18 protein-coding genes are annotated in these 25,362 nt (G+C 49.3%); 11 read left to right on the top strand and 7 right to left on the bottom strand.

What is annotated here, in order from left to right; translation table 11 throughout:
* Window positions 1-20: 20 nt before the first annotated feature.
* A complete protein-coding gene (locus M1B78_RS13330; RefSeq protein ID WP_257940939.1) occupies window positions 21-1,934 on the bottom strand; it encodes a MutS family DNA mismatch repair protein in 1,914 nt (637 codons plus the stop codon).
* Between the two features lie 135 nt (window positions 1,935-2,069).
* Between M1B78_RS13330 and M1B78_RS13325 the strand changes: the two genes are divergently transcribed.
* Together M1B78_RS13325 and M1B78_RS13320 are read left to right on the top strand one after the other, a co-directional pair.
* Window positions 2,070-2,720: a DUF6563 family protein gene (locus M1B78_RS13325; RefSeq protein ID WP_346015120.1), complete on the top strand. Its 651-nt coding sequence runs from the start codon at window positions 2,070-2,072 to the stop codon at window positions 2,718-2,720.
* A gap of 11 nt (window positions 2,721-2,731) precedes the next feature.
* Window positions 2,732-3,184 carry a DUF6078 family protein gene (locus tag M1B78_RS13320; RefSeq protein ID WP_136010259.1) on the top strand — a complete coding sequence of 151 codons (453 nt, stop codon included), beginning with the start codon at window positions 2,732-2,734 and terminating at the stop codon, window positions 3,182-3,184.
* A gap of 434 nt (window positions 3,185-3,618) precedes the next feature.
* Here the strand turns inward: M1B78_RS13320 and M1B78_RS13315 are convergent, their stop codons facing one another.
* From M1B78_RS13315 to M1B78_RS13295, 5 genes are read right to left on the bottom strand one after another with little or no spacing between them, the layout of a single operon-like run.
* The gene (locus M1B78_RS13315) at window positions 3,619-4,650 is read right to left on the bottom strand and encodes a BACON domain-containing protein (RefSeq protein ID WP_257940937.1); all 1,032 of its coding nucleotides are present in this window, start codon (window positions 4,648-4,650) and stop codon (window positions 3,619-3,621) included.
* Between the two features lie 2 nt (window positions 4,651-4,652).
* Window positions 4,653-5,948 (bottom strand): DUF4302 domain-containing protein, encoded by a 1,296-nt coding sequence (locus tag M1B78_RS13310; RefSeq protein WP_257940936.1) that lies wholly within the window; start codon window positions 5,946-5,948, stop codon window positions 4,653-4,655.
* 14 nt (window positions 5,949-5,962) lie between these two features.
* On the bottom strand, window positions 5,963-6,862 hold the full coding sequence (locus M1B78_RS13305) for a zinc-binding metallopeptidase (protein ID WP_136010262.1): 900 nt from the start codon (window positions 6,860-6,862) through the stop codon (window positions 5,963-5,965).
* A gap of 37 nt (window positions 6,863-6,899) precedes the next feature.
* The gene (locus M1B78_RS13300; protein WP_136010263.1) at window positions 6,900-8,483 is read right to left on the bottom strand and encodes a RagB/SusD family nutrient uptake outer membrane protein; all 1,584 of its coding nucleotides are present in this window, start codon (window positions 8,481-8,483) and stop codon (window positions 6,900-6,902) included.
* A 15-nt stretch (window positions 8,484-8,498) separates the two neighbouring features.
* On the bottom strand, window positions 8,499-11,831 hold the full coding sequence (locus tag M1B78_RS13295; RefSeq protein ID WP_257940935.1) for a SusC/RagA family TonB-linked outer membrane protein: 3,333 nt from the start codon (window positions 11,829-11,831) through the stop codon (window positions 8,499-8,501).
* A gap of 588 nt (window positions 11,832-12,419) precedes the next feature.
* Between M1B78_RS13295 and M1B78_RS13290 the strand changes: the two genes are divergently transcribed.
* The 8 genes from M1B78_RS13290 (at window position 12,420) to M1B78_RS13255 (ending at window position 23,509) form a co-directional block, all read left to right on the top strand.
* Window positions 12,420-13,085, top strand: coding sequence for a TetR/AcrR family transcriptional regulator (locus tag M1B78_RS13290; protein WP_257932407.1), 666 nt, complete (start codon window positions 12,420-12,422; stop codon window positions 13,083-13,085).
* A gap of 21 nt (window positions 13,086-13,106) precedes the next feature.
* Window positions 13,107-14,468: a TolC family protein gene (locus tag M1B78_RS13285; RefSeq protein WP_257940934.1), complete on the top strand. Its 1,362-nt coding sequence runs from the start codon at window positions 13,107-13,109 to the stop codon at window positions 14,466-14,468.
* A gap of 15 nt (window positions 14,469-14,483) precedes the next feature.
* Window positions 14,484-15,500, top strand: coding sequence for an efflux RND transporter periplasmic adaptor subunit (locus tag M1B78_RS13280; protein WP_136010267.1), 1,017 nt, complete (start codon window positions 14,484-14,486; stop codon window positions 15,498-15,500).
* 98 nt (window positions 15,501-15,598) lie between these two features.
* Window positions 15,599-18,769, top strand: a complete 3,171-nt coding sequence (locus tag M1B78_RS13275; protein WP_257940933.1) for an efflux RND transporter permease subunit — start codon at window positions 15,599-15,601, stop codon at window positions 18,767-18,769.
* Window positions 18,770-18,850: 81 nt separating this feature from the next.
* The gene (locus tag M1B78_RS13270) at window positions 18,851-19,144 is read left to right on the top strand and encodes a PG0541 family transporter-associated protein (protein WP_136010269.1); all 294 of its coding nucleotides are present in this window, start codon (window positions 18,851-18,853) and stop codon (window positions 19,142-19,144) included.
* 601 nt (window positions 19,145-19,745) lie between these two features.
* Window positions 19,746-21,119 (top strand): SGNH/GDSL hydrolase family protein, encoded by a 1,374-nt coding sequence (locus M1B78_RS13265; RefSeq protein ID WP_257940932.1) that lies wholly within the window; start codon window positions 19,746-19,748, stop codon window positions 21,117-21,119.
* Window positions 21,106-22,014, top strand: coding sequence for an SGNH/GDSL hydrolase family protein (locus M1B78_RS13260; protein ID WP_257940931.1), 909 nt, complete (start codon window positions 21,106-21,108; stop codon window positions 22,012-22,014). Before M1B78_RS13265 ends, M1B78_RS13260 begins: the two co-directional genes overlap by 14 nt.
* Window positions 22,001-23,509, top strand: a complete 1,509-nt coding sequence (locus M1B78_RS13255; RefSeq protein WP_136010272.1) for an MBOAT family O-acyltransferase — start codon at window positions 22,001-22,003, stop codon at window positions 23,507-23,509. Before M1B78_RS13260 ends, M1B78_RS13255 begins: the two co-directional genes overlap by 14 nt.
* 10 nt (window positions 23,510-23,519) lie before the next feature.
* Here M1B78_RS13255 and M1B78_RS13250 read toward each other — a convergent pair whose 3' ends face one another.
* A complete protein-coding gene (locus M1B78_RS13250; protein ID WP_257940930.1) occupies window positions 23,520-23,831 on the bottom strand; it encodes a hypothetical protein in 312 nt (103 codons plus the stop codon).
* 22 nt (window positions 23,832-23,853) lie between these two features.
* On the opposite strand from M1B78_RS13250, the gene M1B78_RS13245 reads away from it, so the two are divergent.
* Window positions 23,854-24,573: an SGNH/GDSL hydrolase family protein gene (locus M1B78_RS13245; protein WP_257940929.1), complete on the top strand. Its 720-nt coding sequence runs from the start codon at window positions 23,854-23,856 to the stop codon at window positions 24,571-24,573.
* Window positions 24,574-25,362 lie beyond the last annotated feature (789 nt).

The following is a 25,362-nucleotide window of genomic DNA, read 5'->3' as shown; positions in this document are numbered from 1 at the left end:
GACTTCAACTGCAGCGGGGATTAGTCGGCAACGGCAATCCCCATTTTTTTCATCAAGAAGCAGGCGTTCATGTTTTGGGCGACGCCCGGGCGCAAGCGGTAGGAGAAGGTCAGTTCATTGTCTGTAATGTCTGCTTCGAAGCGATAGTTGCGGATGTCATCGGGGAAGAGGTCGATGAGCGTTCCCAGCAGCAGGTCGTGGGTGGCAATGATACCATTGGCCTGCAAAGTCATGAACTGCTTGATAAGGGCAAAGGAGCCTTTCTGCTTGTCCATGGAGTTGGTGCCTTTCAGAATTTCGTCGAGGATAATGAAAAGCTCCTCGCCGGCCTGCAGCTTGTCTATGATGAGTTTCAGACGTTTGAGTTCGGCAAAGAAGTAGGACTCGTTGTCGTTCAGCGAATCCGAGGTGCGCAGGCTGGTGACGAGCCGGGCCGGGCATATTTCCATTTGGCGGGCACAGACGGGAGCGCCGATGCAGCCGAGGAGGTAGTTGATGCCTACGGTGCGCAGATAGGTGCTTTTTCCTGCCATGTTGGCGCCGGTGATGATGATGAAGAACGGCCGTTTCGCCATATCGATGTCATTGCGTACACAGCGGTCGCGGTTCATCAGCGGGTGTCCCAGGGCTTCGGCGCGTAGACGGAAGGGGGAGGGAAGAGGGTTGCTTTGGCATGTGGCAGAGTCGGCTTTTGCATTGACTTTTGTGCCGGCCTGGGTCTCTACATCGCCTTCTACTCCTGCATTGGCTTCTGTTTGCTGGATGGAGGGATAAATATAGTCCGGATGATTATAGGCAAATGTTGCCAGCGAGTTGAGCGCATCCATTTGTCCGATGGCATCGAGCCACCCGGGCAGTTCAGCGGCATACTGCTCTTTCCAGGCTTCAATGCGCATGATTTGACGCAGTTCCCAGAAGAAGAGGCCGTTCAGAATGACGTACATGAAGACATTGTTGCGTTGGTCGAGTTCATCCATGAGCTTGTTCAGCCTGCTGATGGAGTGGGAGGCTTTCCGTTTTTCTCCGCCAATCTGTTGTTTTATCTCTTTGAGCAGGGCGGCTTGCGCAGGCTGTTTTTCCATGAGGTGGAGCAGGGCGGCGTAGGCGGAGAGGATTTGCAGTTTTTTGCCATAGATGGCCTGCATCTTGGTGACTTTGCCGGTGAAGCCGAAGCCGGCGATGACGAAGCAGGTCCAGATGATGCCGCAGATACTTGCGGGCAGCATTCCTGTCATGGCAAGTGCGAGGCAAATGAGGTTGGTTCCCGCCACCAGTACCGGCAGGAGGCGCAGCAGTTTCCGGCTCCGGAAGATGCACGGACTTTCCGCCCAGTGGCACAGTTCCGTTTCATCGGCGGCTTTTCCTTTGTACAGCAGGCCGAGGATGCGGAAGCGCTGGCGGAATTTCAGTTCCGGAGCCAGTTCGCCGACGGCTTCCTGGCGTCGGATGATTTCTTCCTTTCTCTCGAGATGTTTCCCCAACCAGAGGGCGAGGCGGTGTTTCCCGGGCTGCGTGCAGGTGCGGTTGATGTACTGGAAAAGGGAATGCGGGCCGAAAACATCCAAGTCATAGGTGTAGAGATGGGCGGGGTCGACGTATGCTTCGCCGTCATCGAAGGAAGACGTGTCGTAATCCAGCGCGGCGAGTTCCTGCTCGTTGATTTCCATCTTCTTCTCCAGATAGTCCTTGCGATGGAACAGCCGGTTGTGGTATTTCATTAAAGACAGGAACGGCAACAGAGTGACGAGGGCGATGCCTGCCAGTATGCCCCAGCTCTCGCTCCGGAAGTAGATGATTCCTGCTGCTCCCGCCACGAACAGCAGCAGGCGCAGGGTGCCGATGCGGTAAATCTTCTGTTGCACTTTATTCAGTTCTTGTCTGGCCTCTTCGGCCGTGTTGCGGTAGGCGGCGCTGATTTTGTCTATCGTATTCATTTACTCCATACATGTTAAGTTCAAGGCAAAGATATACATTCTAATTGTTTTTTTTCACGATTTTTTGTCTACTTCCGATAAAAAATGTACCTTTCGCTCGCTAAAACAAAGTTTCAGAAAAGAGGAGGTTGGGATATGAAGAAGAGTTGGTTGTCAGGCGTTCTGATGTTGCTGGCGGTTTTGCCGGCGGCGGCGCAACAGGTTATGTATTCCAATCTGAAGGAGTTGGCGGAGAACCGTGGCGATACGGTCACCGCACTGAAGATCGAGAAGCGTACAAAGAACCAGATTTGCCTCATGGGCGGTGCCGATTATCGTATTACGGCAGACGGCAATCCCGGTCTTTGCCGCTACCTGAAGTCCCGTTGTTATGCAGTACGGGCAGATACCTCGCTTTATGTCAATTGCCGTAAGATGCGCTATAAGCGCTATCGCTTTGGGCAGTGGTATGCGCCTGCCATGTGGCTCGGCGGAAAGGTTTACTTCTGTGCACAGCCCGTGGGGCAAGCGGCCGCCAGCACCATGGCTCCCGATGATGCCACCCGATTGGGGGGTGAAGTGGGCGATGCCATCAATGCTTCGGGACTGGTGCATGCCCGCGTCTATTACGAACTGAATCCGGAAACCGGAAAGTCCGAGTTCGTGGGGCGGAGACAGATGATGCGACTGCTTGACGGATACCCGGCACTGCGCGCCGAATTCGAGAAAGAAACAAGCGAGTCGGCAGAGGTCATCGGCAAATACCTGCGTGCACTTCGCCCGTTAATCACTACCATTAATCACTAATCATTAATAAGATGATATTATTGCAAGATGTGCCCGATGGGTACGAATACTGCTTTGCGGGTAACGGAAAGTGCCCCAAAGCCTCTTCCTGCCTGCGGGCGATAGCGGCACAGCTGTTATCCGAGAGTGAAGATCCCCAACCACAGTCCGTTCGTGCGGTGAATCCTTTCTACGTGGGCAGTTTGTCCGGTTCCTCCACTTGTGCCCGTTACCGCTCCAACGAGCAGCTGCACTACGCCCGCGGCATGACGCGTATTTTCGACGAAGTGCCCGCCAAGCTGCTTTCCACCGTGCGCCATCGCGTGATGGGATGCTTCTCTTGCGAACGCTATTACTATCATTGCCGCAAGGGCGAACGCCCTATCTCTCCCGAAGAACAGCAACGGATAGCCCGGGTATTCAAGGCAGTAGGCATAAGCACCAAGCCTAAGTTCGACCGATACGAGTATGCGGTGGCTTGGTGACCGGCTGCAAAGTCACTGCACACCTTTTGCAGCGTCACTGCAAACCCGTTGCAGTCGCGCTGCAAAGCAGTTGCAGTATCACTGCAAATAGGTGTGCAGCGACGCTGCAAAAGGCTTGCAGTAGCACTGCAAAAAGCATGCACTTGCTTTGCAGTGAAAAGTCGCTGTCTATCATGTGGTTACGGATGAATGCAATGAGCCCTTCTCTCCCCCCCCCTCTACAGATTGCAGAAGAAAGATGCGAACGGGGATATTCATAAAATAAACAGGAGAGGCTGAATCTTTGCAGAAACAGCCTCCTGATGTAACAAAGTTAAACACTGTTTGTGTACCTCCGGTTAAAAGTCAAGAGAGAATTGTTCTTATTATGGTACACACATGGCCAGTTCCGGACATTTCAATCAATGGCCGGATACTGCCTGTCATTATTTCTGTCATTGTGGAGTTTCACGCCAGATGCTTGGATTATAGAGCTTGAGCAAAGAACCGACCGATGTGGCGCTTGACGGAGCTCCGCTGAAAACGCGGAAAGACATGAAATCAATCGGACGGCTCCACGTTCCTGTATCCTGCATGTCGAAGAACGTAATACCTGATTCTGCGTCATAATCAAGGGGGAACAGCATGTATACCGTTGTCGACCATGTGTAATAGCCGCTTCCTTCTACAATGTTGTATACATCGTTTCCTTCGAATTCACCCATCTTGCTTGCGTTGTACATCACGAATCTTGTCTTTTCCGGTTCAAACGTAACCGGTATTGTCCAGCCATAATCCGGAAGTGCCAGTTCGGTTTCGGAAAGGACGGCATTCATAGCCTGGAATTTCCCGTCCTGTGTGCGGAATGTCAGGTAGCAAGGGCCTGCAATATCCTTGTCAAAGTCATACTGTGTCACTTTCAGTGAGCCGGAGAAAGTCTCTGATGAATATTTGAGAATTCCTATGCGGGCATGTCCGGTTGTATTTTCTTTAAAGTTTATTTTCAGATGTTCTCCGTCGGAAGTTACGTTGAACCAGTCTTCGTTCGGTTCAAAAGTCAGGGGTACGTTGGCCGACATCTCATAGGTCAGCGAATGTGCCTCGTCAGAGTTGGTTGCGATTTCGCTGCCCGCACTCAACTGAAAGACCAGTCCGTTTTGTTGTACCATCACATGTACGGAATCTGGGCCGCAACGCAATATCAGTTGCGCGGTACGTCCTTCCAGGTTGCCGTTTTCGGTTACGGATACATTCACGGTGTTTCCGTTTATGGTGGCTGTGCACCAATTGCAATCGGTCTCGACGGTGACTGCTTCGGAGGCATTGAATACCACTGTACCGGTTCCGGCGGCAGCCTGGAACAATACGTCCGACTTTATAACCTGTATCAAGCTTTGGCCTTCCATTCCCCAATCTTTATCTTCGGAGCAGGCCGTGAAGCCTGCTACTACGAGGGCTGCCAATAAATAATATATGTGTCTTTTCATAATCAGTTGATTTTAGTCATTGTTGTTACGTGTGGCATGCGGCAGGATTTAGTACCTGCAATGTACCATGAAGAGTTGGTGAATGCTCCTGCGCTGCTGCCTCCGGACAATTGCCACATGATGTACGAATTCACTGTGTATCCGGCCCATGTTCCATAATCTTTCCAAGTGTACACGGGAGATTGTTCATTCTCGTTCCATTCGGTGCGCATGCCTATTGCCGTATTCCATGTCAACTGGCCGGGACCTGCATCCCAGGCGCATAGCCATATTTCATTTTTGCCGTTATTGCCAATCTTTTGCGATTGCCACGTCAAAGTTCCTGATGAACGTTGGTAGTTTAAGGTCACTGTAAATTTGTCATTCAATCCGCTCATTATGTAAGAAGCACCGTCTTCGGCAGGAGTCAAAGTAACGTTGACTTGTTCTTTGCCGTTGAATGAGAGCGTATAATTCCCGGCATAATCTGCATAGCCACGCCATCCTTTTGGGAAGACAGCGTTGAATACTACGCCGGTTCCGCTATTGTCGGTCAGCGAGTTCGTTTCCGGATTTATGATAAACTCCTCGAAAGTCACTCCCGCCACTTCTGTAGGATGATACAAACGCAACCCTTGGTCGGTTATTACGTAAGCCGCCTTTACCGGATCGCTGTCTGCCGGTGCGAAAGAAATCTGCCGGGAATCGACATCGATGGTACCGGCAACTTGTGTCCCTCCCACAGTTCCACTGAATCCGCTCAGAATCATGCTTTCGATAAGTCGTCTCATTTTGTCGAGGTAGGATTGCGATTTTTCCGTCATTTTGCGCATATACATGACATTGTTGGTCTTCTTTCCTCGCAAAGTCACCAAGTCGGGGGTGATTTTCAAGATTACAAACTCAAATTCCCCTTGAAAAGCCTGATAGGCATTGGAATTGGGAGTGGAAAGATAATGCAGTAACAGATTGTAAGTGTCGAAACTTAGCACCGGCCCGTCATCGTCCGTCATTTTGTAGAGGCTTTCTACTTCCAGACTGCTGTCATCGACCAATTCTGTGCTGGCATACACTTTCTCCTCGTCAAAGCGTACAACGAATGCATATCCGCCATAGCTTTGGCTCGGATGCGGATACATCTCTAGCAGCCAACCGTTTTCGGCACTCGTCAGCACCTTTTTTGCTTCTGAAATATATTGCTGCAAGCGTTCGGACGGATTCTTGTCGAACACTTCTTCGTCATCTTTCAAGCAAGACTGGAATGTCAGTGCGCAAAGCAGCATTCCCCATAGTGCCACATATAATTTATTTGTTTTCATGCTTCTTGCCTCCATTATTTAAGGGTTAAATCGTTCAAATCAATTCTCCCGGCTTCCAAATCTGCTGAGCGCCGTTGTATGCTGCTGCGCAATCTGTCCAAATCTATATTCCAGCTGTCGGCCATGTATTGCTTCACCAGAGTCAGTTTGGAGTTTATCAGAGAAGCGCCTTCCTCTCCTGCCTCGTCCATCCACGCTTGCCACTGCGATGCCGGATAACAAACGTATAAGGAAAGCATCTCCGCAAAGTCTTCGCCATGCTCCATCTGCGCGTAAGAGCTGATGAATCCACGTTTCAGATATCCCGCATTATAAGGAGATTCGCTCCATTTGTCTGCCACGTAGCTATTGCCGGTAATGAACTGGTAGGCTGTAGGCATCTCCTTGGTCTGGTTCATGATATGCGTAAACTCATGGTGAATGGTTTTCAGATAATAATGGTTCAGCGAGGCAATGCTGTTTTTATATTGGTTCAAATAGTTGACTCCGGCCAACAGGACTTTTTTTCCTCCTTCGGCCGTACCAAGGATAAAGGTTCCGTTGTTTTTGTACTCCCACTCACCGATTAAGAAAAACTCCTTCGGGAAGTATGCGCGCGTAAAGTTGATTCCGGCCACTTCGTCGTATGCTTCTACACAGATGTACTTTACGATATGCGCCAGTTGCACGGCTTGCTCATACTCTGCCGGTACGGTGTAGTAGTTGAGGTCGGACTCCATCTCTTCATAGCGGTATTTGAAAGCTATATTGTAAGGATTCACATAGTTTGCCACGAGCCAGCGGTCGAAGTCGTTTTCCACCTTCTCGCCTGTAGTAATGACACTTGCAGGATTTAAGTCGTCTTCCGAGCAAGAAGTGAAAGCCCCTGCAAGCATGCATATCAACAATGCGTATAATGTATAATGTTTTTTCATGGTTTCTGTCTGTTTTGAATATTCATTTACTCAGGTTCTAGTTTCTCGGATTAGGCTCATAACCTGCATCGCGTACCTTTTGTGGAATCTGCATGGCACGACGCGGGTCATCCACAGTCAGTATGTCTGTCTGCTTCTCCGGTTTTCCGGCGGCATTCATCATACGACGGCAAATCTCTATGCCATATCGCTTTACGTCAAACCAGCGCAAACCAAGTTGTAGCGTCTCGATGCGTTTGAATCCCAGCACGCATTGCAACATACACTCTTGTGTGCTTCCTTCGGCATCGATGCTGAAAGCCGGATGCAAGTGCTTTTTCTGTGTGGACTCCAGCGGTTCGGCATACTCAATGCTATTGTAAAATGATGTCACTAATTCGGGAGTCACCTTTACATTCGTATCCATAATGTTGTGCATCCACAAATCTAAGTCTTCCGCAGCTTCGTTATACCGTTTCAGCATCACCTTGGCTTCTGCTCTGTTCAATAAGCATTCATCCGTTGTCAGGGTGGGGAATACACAGCGGGTGTAGCCCACTCCTGCCACGGCATCCGTGTATTCGAAAAGGTAGGGAAGTCTCCAGAAAATCACATACGAGGAGTTGGTGGCATTGTAGGATTTCAGTCCCGAATAATATTTTGCCGAACTTCCCCAGATGTTGGGCGCTCCGGCATCTTCGGTCGATGCCAAATAAGGACTGTGGGCGAAACGTTTCCAAGTGGAATAGTTGCCCATGACGATTCCCATTCTGGAGTAGCCGGTGGTCAGCAGTAGATTGCAATTCAATGTAGCGTCAATGTAATGTTGCGCCACGGCTTGTATTTGCTGAGTCATGGTTCCCATGTAAGCATAGTCGCGCAACATGCTTTTCGGTGAGCTTCCCAACACTTTGTCGGCATATTCTATCGCCTTTTCCCATTTTTCATAGTAGAGGTAGAATCGGCACGCAAAAGCGTAGGCGGCTGTAGGATTGAAATGGTATTTGGGAACAGACATGTAAGAGTCTCCCACATAGGGCAATGCCTCTTCCAAATCTTGTTCCACCATCTTGTATACTTCTGCCACCGAGTTGCGTTCATAATTCACAAGTACCGTCGTCTCCGGTTTGGTCATATAGGTGATTCCGAGGTCTTTGTCGGCGGTAGCGCTGTTGTAGTGGAGCGAGAACGTATTTACCAGCATGAAATGGTTGTAAGCACGGCATATCAACGCTTCCGCTTTGGCTTGTTTAAGTTTTTCAGTAGTGGCTCCACCCATTTCTTCAATAGCTTGTAACGCATGGTTGGCTGCGGATATTGCTTCGTAAGAGGATTGCCAGAAACGTTCGGGCGATTCGTTGTCGCTTTCGGTCACGTCTTGCCAAGAATATACCTGCTCGATGAAACGTGTAGTGTTGGGATTGGCTTCTCCCATGTCATCTACGTTGTCGGACATAAATTCCGAAAGCAAGTAGTATCCGTTTTTCGGATAGGCAGATACGAGCAGGCTCGTAATCTTGTCTTCCGTATCAATCTGGGCCCGATTGTCCGGCATTGTGCTGAGGAAATCATCGCAGGCACCCAAAGTAACCAAGGTGATGCTACAAGCCAAAATTGTGATGTATCTATTGTATTTTTTCATAATTCCTACTTTTTATCAGATTCCTAATTTAAGTGTAAGCGTAAACTGACGTGGTAAGGGAGTTGCCACACCGCCGGTATTGAAGAATTCCGGATCTTGGCCGTTGAGTTTTTTATCGGCATAAATCAAGAAAAGATTGGCGGCTTGAAGCTTTAATGACAAATTGCTAATCCTCAATGCATTGACTACGCTTTTCGGGAAATCGTATGCTACGGAGATTTCTTTCATGCGGATGAAGTCGCCTTTCGCGATTCGTTCGGTTGAGTAGTTATAGGCATTGTAAGCATAACTCAGGTTCGAATCGTTTTTGTTTTGTCGTTTGCTGGCAATGACAGGTACTGTGGTGTACTTTTCGTCACCAGGAATCGTCCAACGATTCTTGAACTCTTTCGGTGTGGAAGTAAGGTCGGTATAGGTGTTCTTGAATACCGGGTCCAGACGAACAACATTTCCAAAAGAATAGGTAATGAATACATTTAGCGAGACTCCTTTCCACTTGAAGAAGTTACCGAAACTGCCCACATCCGTCGGGTCGGCACAACCGGAGTATTCAAGGAAAGAAAGCTTGTCCGGAGTGCTTGTCTGAAAGTAAATGCCTGTGGTGGTGACGTTTCCGTCTTGGTCGAGGAATGTGGGCAAGCCTTGCTCGTTCAGTCCGCGGAACGGGATGGAGAAGATACTACGTACCGGATATCCTTCCATGGCAAACCCCGTTCCCGATACCAAGTCAATTACACGCTTGTTGGTTTCCAATTCGGTTACTTCGTTATGTACATGAGAATAAATGATATTGGTGCTCCAAGTGAAATCCTTTGTCTTGATGTTGGTAGTAGATAAAGTCAACTCAATACCGCTTGACTTCATGGAAGCGATATTTCCGAATTTCTGTACCTCTCCACCGATTCCTTGTGTGGTGGCAAGTCCTATCAGGTCAAAGTTGTTACGCTTATACCAGTCTCCTTCCAAGTTGATGCGGTTGTCAAGAAATCCCAAGCTGAGTCCTAAGTTGAACTCATGTTTTTTCTCGTAAGTAAGGTCGTTGTTGGCCAATTGTGAAATATAAAGTTCGCTCTCCTTGACACTGGTGAACGGACGCCAAGGATTGGCACTGGAAATCACTACGTTGGAATTTGTCACGTTGGAAGGACCACGGTCGGCGGTCAATGAGTAAGAGAGCTTCAGCGCGGCATGGCTGAGTGTTGGCATTACCGGCTTGAACCACTCTTCTTCGTGGATATTCCAGGCTCCGGATATATTCCATGTGGGCAACCAGCGTGCCGATCGGCTTTTTCCTAACTTGTTGGTGCCCTCATATCTCACGGTTCCGTTCAGTGTATATTTTCCCAGATAAGAGTAGGTGACGTTGCCGAAGAAGGCTACGCTGCGTTCATGCTTGTTGGTTAGCGTATAATAGTTGGCATTATCTTCTGCTCCTTTCTTGAATGCTTGGTAGGCATAATTGGGAATTTCTCCCATGCTGTATTGCATGCCCCAACCACGGAACCAATTGGAATGACGGTCAATCAGATTGGTTTCCATGCCGGAGTAGAAGTTGAAGATATGGTCTTCATTGAATACGTCATTGTAGCTTAGTGTGGCCCTGAAGTCTTTGCCAATCATGCTGTTGTTGGTGCGTTCGTAGATACCTCCGTCGGGCAGAATGCTGATGGGCAATGCATAGATGTTGTCAGGGTCGGTGTAAAGTAACGGATTCCTGTCGCGGATGGTAGAAGTACCCATTTCACGGTAAGCAAGTGCTTGGTTGGAAGAGTCTAAGATGTAGTGCTCCTGTGACGTGGCAGAGTATTTCACCGCTCCCAGGATGCCGACTTCCAACTGGCTGATGGGCTTGTACTTCAATTCGCCTTGTACGCGCAAGTCGAAAATGTCATAATCCATGTAATTATTATCCAACTCGTGGAAGATGTTGAACGGAGCGTAATTGCGGGTGTAAAATGTATTGGCATCCAATGCTCGGGAGGTGTTCATTGCATACGAATAGGGGTTGATGTCAAAGTCGCGTTTCACCTCGCCGCTTACGGCATCTATGTCGCTGCTCAGGGTTCCAGGGGCCTTTTGCTTACGATAACTGGCGCTACTGATAAGAGATGCTGTGATTTTCTTTGAAATATTATAATTGGAATTCAGGTTGGCTGTATAACGTTCCACTTTGCTTGCCTTGGTCCATCCGGGATCCACCATGGCACTGAGCGAGGCATAATATTGTGCCTTGTCTGTACCGGAAGAGATGCTGATGGAATGGTTGTGTTGCACGGAATTGGAAAAGAGCAAGTCGAACCAATCGGTATTGCGATATTCGGCTGCACGTAGATAAGCCGCTCTGGCTTCATCGGTATTGGCTAATCCGAACTGTCCTGTTATGGGGTCGTAAGTGCTGATAAGTTCATACATCTTCCCATAGATACCGCTGTCGGCAGAGTTGGATACCGTAGCATAATTCAGGTATCCTTTCTGCTGCAATTCTTGATAAACGGACATTTGGTCTTGTGAATTCATAATGTTGAACTGCCGGTAACTGGGCTTTAGTCTCATCGTATATTCACCGGTGTAGCTAATGCGGCTTTGTCCGCTTTTACCTTTCTTGGTCGTAACTACAATTACGCCTGCCATGGCACGTGCTCCATATATAGAAGTGGCAGAGCCGTCTTTCAAAATCTGGAAACTTTCGATGTCATCCGAGTTTAAGCCGGCAATGGCCGAAGAAATCAGCGTATTCGGGTCACCGGAAGAGAGTTCGTCGGCACTGACATCGACTACGTCGTCCATAATGACACCGTCTACCACCCATAAGGGTTTGGAACTACCGTAAATGGAGGTAGCACCACGTACGCGGATTTTCGGTGCGGTACCGAAAGTTCCGGACACATTTTGTACTGAAACACCGGCTGCACGTCCTTCAAGTGAGCGACTGATGTCGGCCATACCGTCCAATTTCACATTCTCGCTGTTCAGCTTGGTGGCAGCACCTGTGAATAGTCGCTTGTCCATTTTCTGCATACCTGTTACTACTACTTCATCAAGTAGCTCGCTGTCACTTTTCAGTACAATCTTTAAAGCCTTGCCGGTAATGGCTACCTCTTGCGTTTTCATTCCGACAAACGAGATTACAAGTGTTTTGGCTGAAACCGGCACATTCGTCAACTTGAAATTGCCGTCGGCATCAGTGATAATACCTGTTTTTGTTCCTTTTACCTGCACAGACGCTCCGATAACCGGGAGTCCGTCTTCTTCTGCGGTTACAGTGCCTGTCACTTGTCTATCTTGGGCAATTGCTAAGGTTGCCCGAAAACACAAACAAACCAACAAGAAAATTAACTCTTTTTTCATAAGTAACAGTTTTTAAGATTAAATAAAATTATGTGTTTTTATGCAATGATTTGTTGTCTGTGTGCAAATATATTAATTTTATTGTGAGAAGCAAATAAAAAAAAGAAAAACATGCTTTATTGAAAAGAAAACTTATATATTTATACCTAAGCGGTGCTTTGTGGTTTATAAAGCAAGCGGGTTATCGAATCTTTTTAAGCTATTTTTTAGTTTTATGGAAATTATATAAATGAATTGTTGCGAAAATAATCGGTTGATGAAATTAATTCATTGTCACATTACGAATATTGGGATTGTCTTTATATTGCGACAGATAGAATCTTTGTGGACTGTCACTTTGTAAATCCTTAATCTTTATAGGTGGAGTTTGATTATTAACACTTTCCCAATAAATCTGCCGGAAATATAATATTTATTAATCTATAGAACAAAAGAAGAAAACTCAAATGCTGTTTTGAGTTTTCTTTCTATATTTGCCCCGTTTTTATTCCGATAATGAATAAGAAGCTGAAGAAGGCCGGTATTAAGAATAAGTAGGGACAGCTTCCGGAAAAGCATTAATTCAAGGAATTTTAAAGAAAGGAAGAAATGGGCGAACACATCAAACATGCCACTTCGCGGTCTGAATTGAGAGAGCGAATCATTAGCGTTGCCGCAGAATTATTTTCCGCATCGGGAATCAAGTGCGTTACGATGGATGAAATAGCCGCTTCTTTGGGAATCTCCAAACGTACGTTGTACGAAGTGTTTTCCGACAAGGAAACCCTGTTGGAAGCATGTATTCTGAGAGAGCAGCGGGAGACGGATGCATTTGTCGTCGAAATCATCAAGAAATCAGAAAATGTGCTGGAAGTGTTGCTGAAACTCTATCTGCGCGGCATTGAGAAATTCCATGCTACAAACAAAAGCTTCTTTGAAGACATCAAGAAGTATCCCAAGGCATGCGAACTGCTGAAATGCGACAATAACCGGAATCACGAAGATGCCATCAACTTCTTCAAACAAGGTGTGTCGCAGGGCATTTTCCGCGACGATGTGAACTTTGCCATCATAGGCTTGCTGGTGCGCAAGCAGTTGGACGTGCTGATGGAAACCGACCTTTGCGACAGGTACTCTTTCCTCGAAGTGTATGAATCAATCATGTTCACCTTCTTACGAGGCATTTCTACGGAAAAAGGAGCGGCTGAGCTCGAGATATTTATCCATGACTATCGTAAAAGGCAACTCTCTGCTGAAGAAGAGAAGAAACAATAAACAAAAATAAACCAATTATTTATGAAGATGCAGAAAATTCGGGTTGGCAAAATGTTGTTGCTGGCGGCGATAATGCTGTCTGTGGGCCATGCCCTGCGGGCACAGGAAGCCAAAGAGACACTGACCCTGAACCTTGACCGGGCTTTGGAAATAGCCCTGAGCGACAATCCCATCATTAAAGTGGCTCAAGAAGAGATTGCGCTGAAGAAAGTGGCCCATAAGGAAACGTGGCAGAACTTGTTGCCCGAAGCGAGTGTTTCAGGCAGTATGAGCCATACCATCACGGCACCGCAGTTCAGTATCGGAGACCAGACTGTGAAAATGGGTAAAGACAAGGCGAATACAGTCACCGGAGCGTTGAACATCAGTCTGCCTCTGTTTGCCCCGACGGTATATCGCGCCATGTCGATGACCAAGACGGACATTGAGCTGGCGGTGGAGAAGTCGCGGGCTTCCAAGCAAGATCTGGTAAATCAGGTGACCAAAGCCTACTATCAGCTGATGCTGGCGCAAGACTCGTATGAGGTGTTGCAAAATAGTTATAAACTGGCGGAAGACAATTTTAATATCGTCAACGCCAAATATCAGCAAGGTGCTGTCAGTGAGTTTGACAAAATTACTGCTGAGGTGCAGATGCGCAGCGTGAAACCGAGTCTTGTTTCTGCAGGCAATGCCGTGACGCTTTCCAAATTGCAACTGAAGGTGCTGATGGGTATTACCGCTGATGTGGATATTGATATTGACGATAGTCTGGCTGCTTATGAAGGCGTGGTGTTTGCCAATCAGCTGGACAACACGGTTCATGAGGGTTTGGCAAACAACTCTACCATGAAGCAGCTGGAACTGAACCGCCTGATGCTTCAGAAGAACATCAAATCGCTGCGTGCCAACTTCATGCCGACCTTAGGCTTGGGATATTCTTATCAATACCAGTCTATGAATAATGACACCTGGAATCTCTTCAACTATAATTATGGAAGCAGTTCCTCACTGGTATTCAATCTGAGCATTCCTTTATATAAGGCAAGCAACTTCACGAAGCTGAAAACGAATCGCATCCAGATGCGTCAGTTGGAGCAGAACCGCATTGATACGGAACGCAAGCTGAATATGCAGATAACGAGCTATCAAGACAATATGGCAGCCAGTTCGGAGCAGGTGTCCAGCAACAAGGAGAATGTGATGCAGGCCGAAAAGGCGGTTCAGATTGCCGGCAAGCGTTACGAGGTGGGCAAGGGAACCGTGCTCGAGCTGAATTCCTCGCAGGTACAGCTCACCGAGGCGGAACTCACTTACAACCAGTCCATATACGATTATCTGGTAGCGAAGGCCGATCTTGACCAGGTGTTGGGTAGAGACTATATCATTAAAAATCAGAAATAAAATAAGAACGACGATATGAAAAAAAGTTTTCAATTAGTTGCCCTGCTGTCTGTAGTCATGCTGGGCGCATGTAGCGGAGGCGGCGAAAAAGTTGCAGCAGAGAAAGTGGACGAGAAACCGAAAGTGAAACTGGCGGGTGTGACCTCCCGTCCGGTAGACCAGATTCAGGAATATACGGCTACCGTAGAGGCTGAAGTGAAGAATAACATCGCTCCCTCTTCACCGGTGCGCATAGACCGCATTTTTGTCGAAGTAGGCGACCGTGTGGCAAAGGGACAAAAGCTTGTCAGCATGGATGCCGCCAGTCTGAAGCAGGTTAAATTCCAGCTGGACAACCAGCGGATTGAGTTCAGCCGTGTGGACGAGCTTTACAAGGTGGGCGGAGCCTCCAAGTCGGAATGGGATGCCGCCAAGATGAACCTCGATATACGCGAAACCTCTTACAAGAACTTGCTGGAGAACACAGCCTTGCTAAGCCCCATTAACGGTGTGGTGACAGCGCGCAATTATGACAACGGTGACATGTACGGTGGTGGCGAACCTGTCCTTGTGGTAGAGCAGATTACTCCCGTGAAGTTGCTTATCAACGTTTCCGAAGGTTACTTTACGAAGGTTGCGAAAGGAGCTTCCGTCACGGTAAAAATAGATGTCTATGGTGATGAAGAGTTTGAAGGCAAGGTAAGTCTGGTGTATCCGACGATTGATTCCGCCACACGTACGTTCCCCGTAGAGGTGCAGCTTGCCAATCGTGACCGGCGCGTGCGTCCGGGTATGTTTGCCCGTGCCACGCTCAACTTCGGTACGCAAGACCATGTTGTGGTGCCCGACCTTGCCATTGTGAAGCGTGCCGGTTCTGGCGACCGCTATGTATATGTCTACAAGGATGGTAAGGTATCTTATAATAAAGTGGAACTGGGTCGTCGCATGGATACTGAATACGAGTTGATTTCCGGTGTGGACAACAACTCTCAGGTAGTCATTGCCGGACAGTCCAAACTTGCCGACGGAGTGGAAGTAGAAGTAGAAAAATAATCAAGAATGGATGATGCGGCATTGTCCTTATTGCCATTATCAGTGGCCTGCCAATTCTTGACTATCAGTTATCAACTATCAATTATCAAATAGAAAAAATGAGTTTATACGAAGGAGCGGTTAAGAAACCGATTATGACCTCGCTCTGCTTCCTGGCAGTGGCGATATTTGGTCTGTTCTCTTTGTCGAAGTTACCGGTGGACCTCTATCCGGATATCGAGACCAATACCATTATGGTAATGACCTCGTATGCGGGCGCCAGTGCGTCGGACATTGAGAACAACGTGACCCGTCCGTTGGAGAATACGCTGAATTCTGTCAGCAATCTGAAACATATCACTTCGCGTTCGTCGGAGAATATCTCTGTGATTACGCTGGAGTTTGAGTATGGCTACGACATTGATGTACTGACGAACGATGTGCGCGACAAGCTGGACATGGTCAGCTCCATGCTGCCCGATGAGGTGGAAACGCCCATCATCTTCAAGTTCAGTACGGACATGATTCCCATCCTCCTGCTCTCCGTGCAGGCGGAAGAGAGCCAGCCGGCACTTTACAAGATACTGGATGACAACGTTGCCAATCCTTTGGCGCGTGTGCCGGGTGTGGGTACGGTATCCATCTCGGGTGCGCCCAAGCGCGAAATCAATGTTTATTGCGACCCCAATAAACTGGATGCCTACGACCTCTCGGTAGAAACCATCAGCTCCGTCATCAGTGGTGAGAACCGCAACACACCGGGCGGTACGTTCGATGTGGGTAGCAACACCTATTCGCTACGTGTGGAAGGTGAGTTCAAAGACCCGAAAGAGATGGAGAACATCGTAGTGGGTACCCACAACGGGGCTTCCGTTTATCTGCGCGATGTGGCAAGGGTGGTGGACTCTGTGGAAGAACGTGCGCAGAAGACCTACAGCAACGGTGTGCAGGGTGCCATGATTGTGGTGCAGAAGCAGTCGGGTGCCAACTCTGTAGCCATCTCGCAGAAGGTAATCGACATGCTGCCGCAGTTGCAGAAGTCTTTGCCGAGCGACGTGAAGCTGGGCATCATCGTCAATACGTCGGACAACATCCTGAATACGATTTCCAGTTTGGAGGAAACCATCATTTACGCCATGCTGTTCGTTATCCTGGTGGTGTTCGTCTTTCTGGGCCGTTGGCGTGCCACGGTCATCATCTGCATCACCATTCCGATGTCTTTGGTGGCCTCGTTCATCTACTTGGGCATTATCGACGGCGGTTCGCTCAATATCATTTCGCTTTCGTGTCTTTCCATTGCCATTGGTAATGTGGTGGACGACGCCATTGTAGTGCTCGAAAACGTCACCACCCACATCGAGCGCGGCTCCGAGCCGAAGCAGGCGGCGGTGCATGCCACGAACGAGGTGGCCATTTCGGTTATCGCCTCTACGCTGACGATGATTGCCGTATTCTTCCCGCTGACGATGGTAAGCGGTATGTCGGGCGTGTTGTTCCGCCAGTTGGGCTGGATGATGTGCGTCATTATGACCGTTTCCACCATATCGGCTTTGTCATTCACTCCGATGATGTGTTCGCAGCTCCTGCGTTTGCAGAAGAAGCAAAGCAAGTGGTTCATCGCTTTCTATAAACCCATCCAGCTTGCGTTGGATGCCCTCGATGTATGGTATCAGAATCGTTTGAACTGGGCTGTGCGCCATCGTAAGACTATTGTGTTGGCCTGTGCCGGCTTGTTTGCCCTCAGTCTGATGTGCGCCAAGTACATTGGCTCCGAGTTCTTCCCGGCGGCAGACAACGCGCGCATTGCCGTGAAGCTGCAGCTGCCTATCGGTGCCCGCGTGGAGCGTGCGCAGGCATTGGCTTCGGAATTGACCGATTTGTGGATGAAGCGCTATGAAGGCGTGCTGAAAGTGTGCAACTACACCGTAGGCCAGGCCGACTCGGACAATACCTTTGCTTCGATGCAGGACAACGGCAGCCACATCATCAGCTTCAATATCAGTTTGGTGAGCGTGGGCAACCGTGATGTCACGCTGGAGGCCGTGTGCGATGAAATGCGCCAGGACCTCAAAGGCTATCCCGAACTGGACAAGGCACAAGTCATCATGGGCGGAAGCACAGGTGGCATGAGTGCCCAGGCAAGTGCCGATTTCGAGGTCTATGGATATGACTTCACGGCTACAGACCGCGTGTCGGCCGAACTGAAGGAGAAGCTTCTCAACGTGAAGGGCGTGAGCGAGGTGAACATCAGCCGTCAGGACTACCAGCCCGAATACCAGGTGGACTTCGACCGCGAGAAGCTTGCCCTGCACGGGCTGAATCTCTCTACGGCATCGGGTTACCTGCGCAACCGCGTGAACGGTGCCTTGGCTTCCTACTACCGCGAGGACGGTGACGAGTACGACATCCGTGTGCGCTACGCTCCCGAATTCCGTACGAAGATCGAGGACCTGGAGAACATCCTTATCTATACCCCTGCCGGAAAGGCTGTCCGTGTAAAAGACCTGGGCAAAGTGGTGGAACGTTCCGCGCCTCCTACCATCGAGCGTAAGGACCGCGAGCGCATCGTTACCGTATCGGCCATCATCTCCGGCGCTCCGTTGGGCGACGTGGTGGCGGAAGGAAATGCCATTATCGACAAGATGGACCTTCCGAGTGGCGTTTCCATCCAGATTTCCGGTTCGTACGAAGACCAGCAGGAGTCGTTCATGGATTTGGGTACGCTGGCGGTGCTCATCGTCATTCTGGTGTTCATCGTGATGGCGGCGCAGTTTGAGTCGCTGACCTATCCGTTCATCATCATGTTCTCCATTCCGTTCGCTTTCAGCGGCGTGCTCATGGCGCTCTTCTTTACGGGCACCAACCTGAATGTGATGAGCCTGTTGGGAGGCATCATGCTGATTGGTATCGTGGTGAAGAACGGTATCGTGCTGATAGACTATATCACGCTCTGTCGCGAGCGCGGCATGGCTGTGCTCCACTCGGTGGTTACGGCAGGCCGCAGCCGTCTGCGTCCGGTGTTGATGACGACACTTACTACCGTTCTCGGTATGGTGCCGATGGCCGTGGGCCAGGGTGAAGGTGCCGAGATGTGGCGCCCGCTGGGTGTGGCGGTTATCGGTGGTCTGACGGTATCTACCATCCTGACATTGATTCTTGTGCCCGTGCTCTACTGCTCGTTTGCCGGTACCGGTATCAGGCGTGCACGCCGCAAGATAAAGAAAGACCGTGAGTTGAACGAGTATTACCTCACGCATAAGGAGAAGATGACGAAACCCCGCAAACAATAATCCTGTCTTCGCGTCCTTCCTTCCCCGGCGCGGGAGGGCGGGCGCGGAGATGCTTTTTATAACTTATAGAAGAAACAAACAATGAAATCCGTATTTATCACATTCGACCAAGCCTTCTACGAGCGCATCATGGCACTGCTCGACCGCCAGAACTGCCGCGGCTTCAGCTATTGGCAGCAGGTGCAGGGACGTGGCAGCAAGACCGGCGAGCCGCACTACGGCAGCCATGCCTGGCCCAGCATGTGCTCTGCCATCATCACAATGGTGGACGATGCCAAGGTAGACCCTCTGCTCGAAGCACTTCATAAGATGGACCGGGAAACGGAACAGCTGGGGCTTCGAGCCTTTGTATGGAACGTGGAGAAGACTATCTGACAAGAGAGTACATCATATCCGAATACTGAACTACCCCTGCCGCAACGATGTGTGTGGCAGGGGTAGTTGCATTCTCAGGCCTCAGACACCTGTTGTGAGAAGCTCTCTCTATACTTGTCGGATTGTCTCTCTCACATACCAAGTCTGTTTCGGCCTAAGGAGAAAGTTTATCTTAACTGTGAAGATGTACATCTTCACAGTTAAGATATATATATTCAGCCTTAAGATATACATCTTGACTGTGAAGATAAACTTTTTCTTTAGGATGAAGCAAACTGTTGACCGGACTGTGTATACTTCGTTATCATATCTGTACCACTCTCTCATAGGAGTGTGACCGGGAGAGGACAAGAGACCCAAGAACCTCATGGCACGGCTTTTCATTTCAAAGAGTTATCGCCCTTCGGGCTAAGGAGTTCGTTAAGAGCCGATCGCTCTGCTGATGTATAGCTGTGTTATCGGCTTTTAACTCCCGATAAACCCCTCCGACTCCCGTAAATGAAAAAGCCGTGGCTTATGATTATTTTTATAATTGGAATATAGCAATCCCCCGTATGAATTCTCTATCTTTGCGGGCACGTAAAAGATAAGTGCATGGAGCATGGAGAAAAGTGTATTGCGACATACGGGATTGTTTGTGTTCATTGTGACGGGCTTATTGCTGTTGATGAACGGGTTGCCGGGATTGACGTGGCGTGGTCGTGTGCTGCGGCGCGTAGACATACTGGGGGATGTGCGTCCTCCTGTCGAAGCGCTGCACGATGCAGACAGTCTGCTTCCTCCTCCGCCTGAGGTGAAACCCGCGTTCGTGGATACCTGCCGTACGGGCATGACTTGTATCGAGGACTACAGCGACTCTACCCTGCGGGGCATGACTGCATTCTACCGCGCCTTGGACGACCTTGCCAAGCGTCCCCGCCATGTGCGTATAGCCTACTTCGGCGACTCATTCATCGAAGCCGACATCCTGACGGCCGACCTGCGGGAAAAGCTGCAACAGAAATACGGTGGTTGCGGTGTGGGCTTCGTCACCATCACCTCCATGACCAGCGGATACCGTCCCACAGTGCGCCACTCCTTCAGCGGGTGGAGCAGCCATTCCATCATGGATTCTGTCTTTTTCGACCGTAGCAAGCAGGGCGTTTCGGGTCATTACTTCGTGCCCCGTGGCGGTGCCTATGTGGAACTGCGCGGGCAGACTGCTTATGCCTCAAGGCTCGACACCTGCCGACGTGCCAGCATCTTCTTCTATAACCGGGGCGAAACAACCCTCTCCGTGCAGGTGAATCGGGGCGAGGTTGTCACGCGTTCCTTCCATCCGGTGGGCGATTTGCAGGAAATGGAGGTCGACGGTAACATCGGTTCCGTCCGATGGCAAGTGGAAAAGGCCGATTCCACACTGTTCTACGGGCTTGCCCTGGACGATACGGCAGGCATATCGCTGGACAATTTCTCGTTGCGCGGCAGCTCCGGACTGACTTTGCGTTCCGTGCCCGTGTGGATGATGTGCGAGTTCAACCGGCAGCGTCCCTACGACCTGATAATTCTGCAATATGGCCTGAACGTGGCTACCAAACGGGGGAGTAATTACGACCGCTACATCGCAGGCATGCAGACCACGCTGCAGCATTTGAAAGAGGCTTTCCCGCAAGCAGGCATACTGGTGGTCAGTGTGGGAGACCGCGACTATAAGACCGAGGACGGTAGCCTGCGCACCATGCCGGGCATCAAGAATCTGGTGCGCTATCAGCAGAATCTGGCTGCGGATGAGGCTGTGGCTTTCTGGAATATGTTCGAAGCAATGGGAGGAGAAGGAAGTATGGCAGAGATGGTACATGCCAAGCCTTCGATGGCCAATTACGATTATACGCACATCAACTTCCGCGGAGGAAAGTACTTGGCCGGACTGCTGTATGAAGCACTGGTTTACGGTAAAGAACAGTATGACAGGAGGAGGGCTTATGAAGAAGAGTAGGATATGGCGCTTTTGCCTCTTGTTTCTGTTCTTGGGGTTGACGGGAGCCCCCTTGGGAGCGCAGGACAAGGTTCCGGAAACGCTTTGTCCGCAGCTTGCGGCAGCGGATTGCGATACGCTTCTCACCTGCAGGCAACGCACGGACACGGTGCCGGTGCCGCTTGTCACCCTTCCGCCTGCCTTCCGGGAAGTGCGCAAAAATTGCCTGACGGACAGCATCGGTGTGCTCAATGCCTTTTGGGAGAAACTTCGCCTGCTGCGCCTCGGCGCCTCTGCCGATACGGTGCGCATCGTCCATGTGGGCGACAGCCATATCCGCGGGCATATCTTTCCCCGTACTACGGGCGAACTGATGCAGCAGGTTTTCGGTGCGCTGACCTCTACGGATGTGGGTATCAACGGCGCGTTCTGTGTCACCTTCACCCGTCCCGACCGCGTGGAAGAGATTGCTGCCTTGCATCCTGACCTGCTGATTCTTTCGTTCGGGACAAACGAGAGTCACAATCGGCGCTACAACGCCTTGCTGCACCGTCGCCAGATGGACGATCTCGTGCGTATGCTTCGCGACCGCATGCCCGGTGTGCCGATGCTGATGACCACACCACCCGGCTCGTACGAAAGTTTCCGCCAGCGCAGACGGAAGCGGACGTATAAGTTGAACCCGCGTACTGCCGTCGCTGTGCAGGAAATTCTCAGGTATGCCGATGAGAACGGGTTGGCCGTGTGGGACATGTACGGAATATTGGGCGGCATGCGCCGTGCCTGCCTCAATTGGCAGGAAGCAGGGCTGATGCGCCCCGACCATGTACACTATATGCCCGAAGGATATCGCCTGCAGGGCGAGTTGCTTTTTCAAGCCTTATTAAAAGCCTATAATGATTATGTGGAATATTGACGGATTGTTTTCTACGCTTAACATAGACCCGGAGCGGTTGCGCAGTGTGTTCATATACGACCCTCAGGCACCGATGATTTTCAGTAGCGGTATCTTTCTCTGGTTGTTTGCCGCCTTCATGCTGGTCTATCTGGTGTTGCAGCATCGCGCTACGGCACGTCTGCTGTTTGTCACTCTGTTTTCCTACTACTTCTATTACAAGAGTAGCGGCACTTACTTTTTCCTGTTGGGGCTTGTCACCGTTTGCGATTTCTTTATTGCCCGGCTGATGGTCCGCGAACCGGTTCCTTTGCTGCGCAAGGCGTGGGTGGGGGTCAGCCTGAGCATCAATCTGGGCTTGCTGTGTTATTTTAAGTACACCAACTTCCTGGGCACTTTCCTTGCCTCGCTGACAGGGGGACTCTTTGAACCGCTGGACATATTCCTGCCTGTGGGCATTTCTTTCTTCACTTTCCAGTCGTTGAGTTACACGATAGATGTGTATCGTCGCCAGATAACGCCTCTGACCAGTCTGCTGGATTATGCTTTTTATGTCTCTTTCTTTCCCCAGCTGGTGGCAGGACCTATCGTGCGTGCACGCGATTTCATTCCGCAAATCCGCCGTCCGCTGTTTGTCTCCAAGGAGATGTTCGGGCGTGGAATCTTCCTCATTGTCAGTGGACTCTTCAAGAAAGCGGTCATATCAGACTATATCAGCGTCAATTTTGTAGAACGTATCTTTGATAATCCTACTCTCTATTCGGGGGTGGAGAATCTGATGGGGGTCTATGGCTATGCCTTGCAGATTTATTGCGACTTCTCCGGTTACAGTGATATGGCTATCGGCATTGCCTTGTTGCTGGGCTTCCACTTCAATATCAACTTTGATTCTCCTTATAAGTCCGCTTCCATTACGGAATTCTGGAGGCGGTGGCATATTTCGCTTTCCAGCTGGCTGCGCGATTACCTTTATATCTCTTTGGGTGGCAACCGGAAGGGGAAAATCCGCCAATATGTCAATCTCATCATTACCATGTTCCTGGGTGGCTTGTGGCATGGCGCTTCGTGGAATTTTGTCCTTTGGGGGATGATGCACGGCGTTGCGCTTGCAGCCCATAAGTTCTGGATGACGCTTACCGGGCGTAAGAAGGGGACGGAGAGCCGTGGCATCCGCCGCTTCTTCGGAGTGCTTGTCACTTTCCATTTTGTTTGTTTCTGCTGGATATTCTTCCGTAATGCGGAGTTCTCCACATCAATGGATATGCTGAAGCAGATATTCACAACTTTTCGTCCGCAGCTCTTCCCGCAGTTGGTGGCAGGCTATTGGGAAGTGTTCGCATTGATGGCATTGGGATATTTTCTGCATTTTGTGCCCGACAGTTGGGAACGTGCCTGCACAAAAACAGTAGTCCGCCTCCCCTTATTGGGAAAGGCGCTACTGATGCTTGCTGTAATCTATCTGGTCATTCAGATGAAAAGTTCGGAAATACAGCCGTTTATCTATTTCCAGTTCTGATTATTACTGCTCAGTCGCTGTGGAGTCTGCCTGCTGTCGGAAAGGTTCCCGGTAGCTGAGTCCGGTGGCAGTTAATGGCTGTTCTCTCTATCCGCAAGGAGGTAAGATAGAAACTGTCGGTGGTGTAATTGATACTTCCTACGGGTACGGTCAGTCCGCGTGTCGGGATTGCTCTCATCCAGGTGCTCTCGCCCTCTCTCAATCCGGCATTTCCTTTCTTGTGGGAATTCGGTGGCAGAGGTGGGGGCATATAAGCGGGCAATGGCAAAAAAATACGGCTTCCTGCCGTCAAACCGGGACAAACTTTATAACTTTGCAGCATACGACATAAAAATCTATTTATTATGAACTGCAAATCCTTGTTTTTTCTGGTTGTTTTTTCCCTGGCCCTTGTATCAGGGGTGTTTGCTCAGAAGAAAGTTTCTATCCTTGGTGATTCCTATTCCACCTTTTACGGTCATGTCTCTCCTGCCGCCAATCTCTGCTGGTATGGAGTTCCCGGCGAAAAGAAGGAAAATGATGTGACGAAGGTGGAGGAGACCTGGTGGCACCGTTTCATCCATGAGCACGGCTTTCAGTTGGAACGCAACAATTCCTATTCCGGTTCTACCGTCTGTCATACCGGTTACGAGAAAGCCGATTACTCCGACCGTTCTTTTATCACCCGTATTCATAACCTCGGTGTCCCCGACATAATCTTTGTTTTTGGTGGTACCAATGACAGTTGGGCAGGTGTCCCCATTGGCACATACCAATATAATGGTTGGATGAAAGCCGATTTGTATAGCTTCCGCCCTGCCTTTTGCTATCTGCTTGCATCTCTCAAGCAGCTCTATCCTGCGGCCAAGATTTATAATATTACCAATTCTGAATTATCCGAAGAGATAACTGATTCCATGGATGAAATTTGCCGGTACTATGCCATCGAGAATATTCGTTTGCACGACATTGATAAACAATGGGGGCATCCTTCTGTACAAGGAATGCGGTCTATCAATGTCCAGGTTTGGGAGTCTGTCTCCCCGATATTGGAGCCTTCTGTTCCTTGGCCTGCCAAGAACTAAGGAGAGGCCCATTGGGAGTTATCCTTGTTCTATCCCGATTTTTGATTATCCCAATTTGTATTAAAGCCTGTTTAAATTTTATTCAGCATTCTTTTAAGAGTTCTTTTTTGAGAATGTTTTTCTGTTCTAATGAAGAGCATAGCGGGCTATGTGACGAATAGAAACAGAAAAACAGACTGGAAAGAAGCTTGGGAAGAAGCTGAAAAAACTTTTTGAAGAAAATTTAAACAGGCTCTTAATCCTTTCTTTATTGTGTTAATTAATTCCCCTTGTCGGTTTTGACAGTGTTTTTTTTTGTAGTTGCTTTCCTTGTTTTGTGGTTATTGGCTGTCTCAGGCTGTCCTGTCCTCTTCACCCGCGTTCGTTCGGAGTCTTCCCGTCCGTTTCTCGTCGTCAGGGGTATCTGTTCGTCTGGGTATTTGCATTGATTTGTCGGTTCCTGGGTTATTCTCCGACGTGTTTCCTTGTTTTTTGTATTCATATCAATGGTTGATTGTTCGGTATTATCTCGCTCGCATATATATAATGTGTTTCTTATTTTCTGTATTCTTTTTCCTTCAAGGATTATGTTTTAAAACATATCTGGCAGTCAGTATTTTATAGAAAAGTTTTCAAAAATCCTCAAAAAAAGCTTGTATATATTTTGCAGATGTCCTTAAAAGCTCTACTTTTGCATCCGCTTTCGGGAACGAGGGCAGCGATAGTTTGACATTCTGACAGCAAAACGGAGCTATAATCTATCATTTTTCTTCTCTTTGCCATAGGTTTCTTTCGGAGCTTGGGTCTTGG

The sequence above is a fragment of the Bacteroides muris (ex Fokt et al. 2023) genome, assembly GCF_024704895.1.
GTDB lineage: Bacteria > Bacteroidota > Bacteroidia > Bacteroidales > Bacteroidaceae > Bacteroides > Bacteroides muris.
Note: the sequence above shows the minus strand (reverse complement) of the source record. Positions and strands in the feature narration are given on the sequence as shown.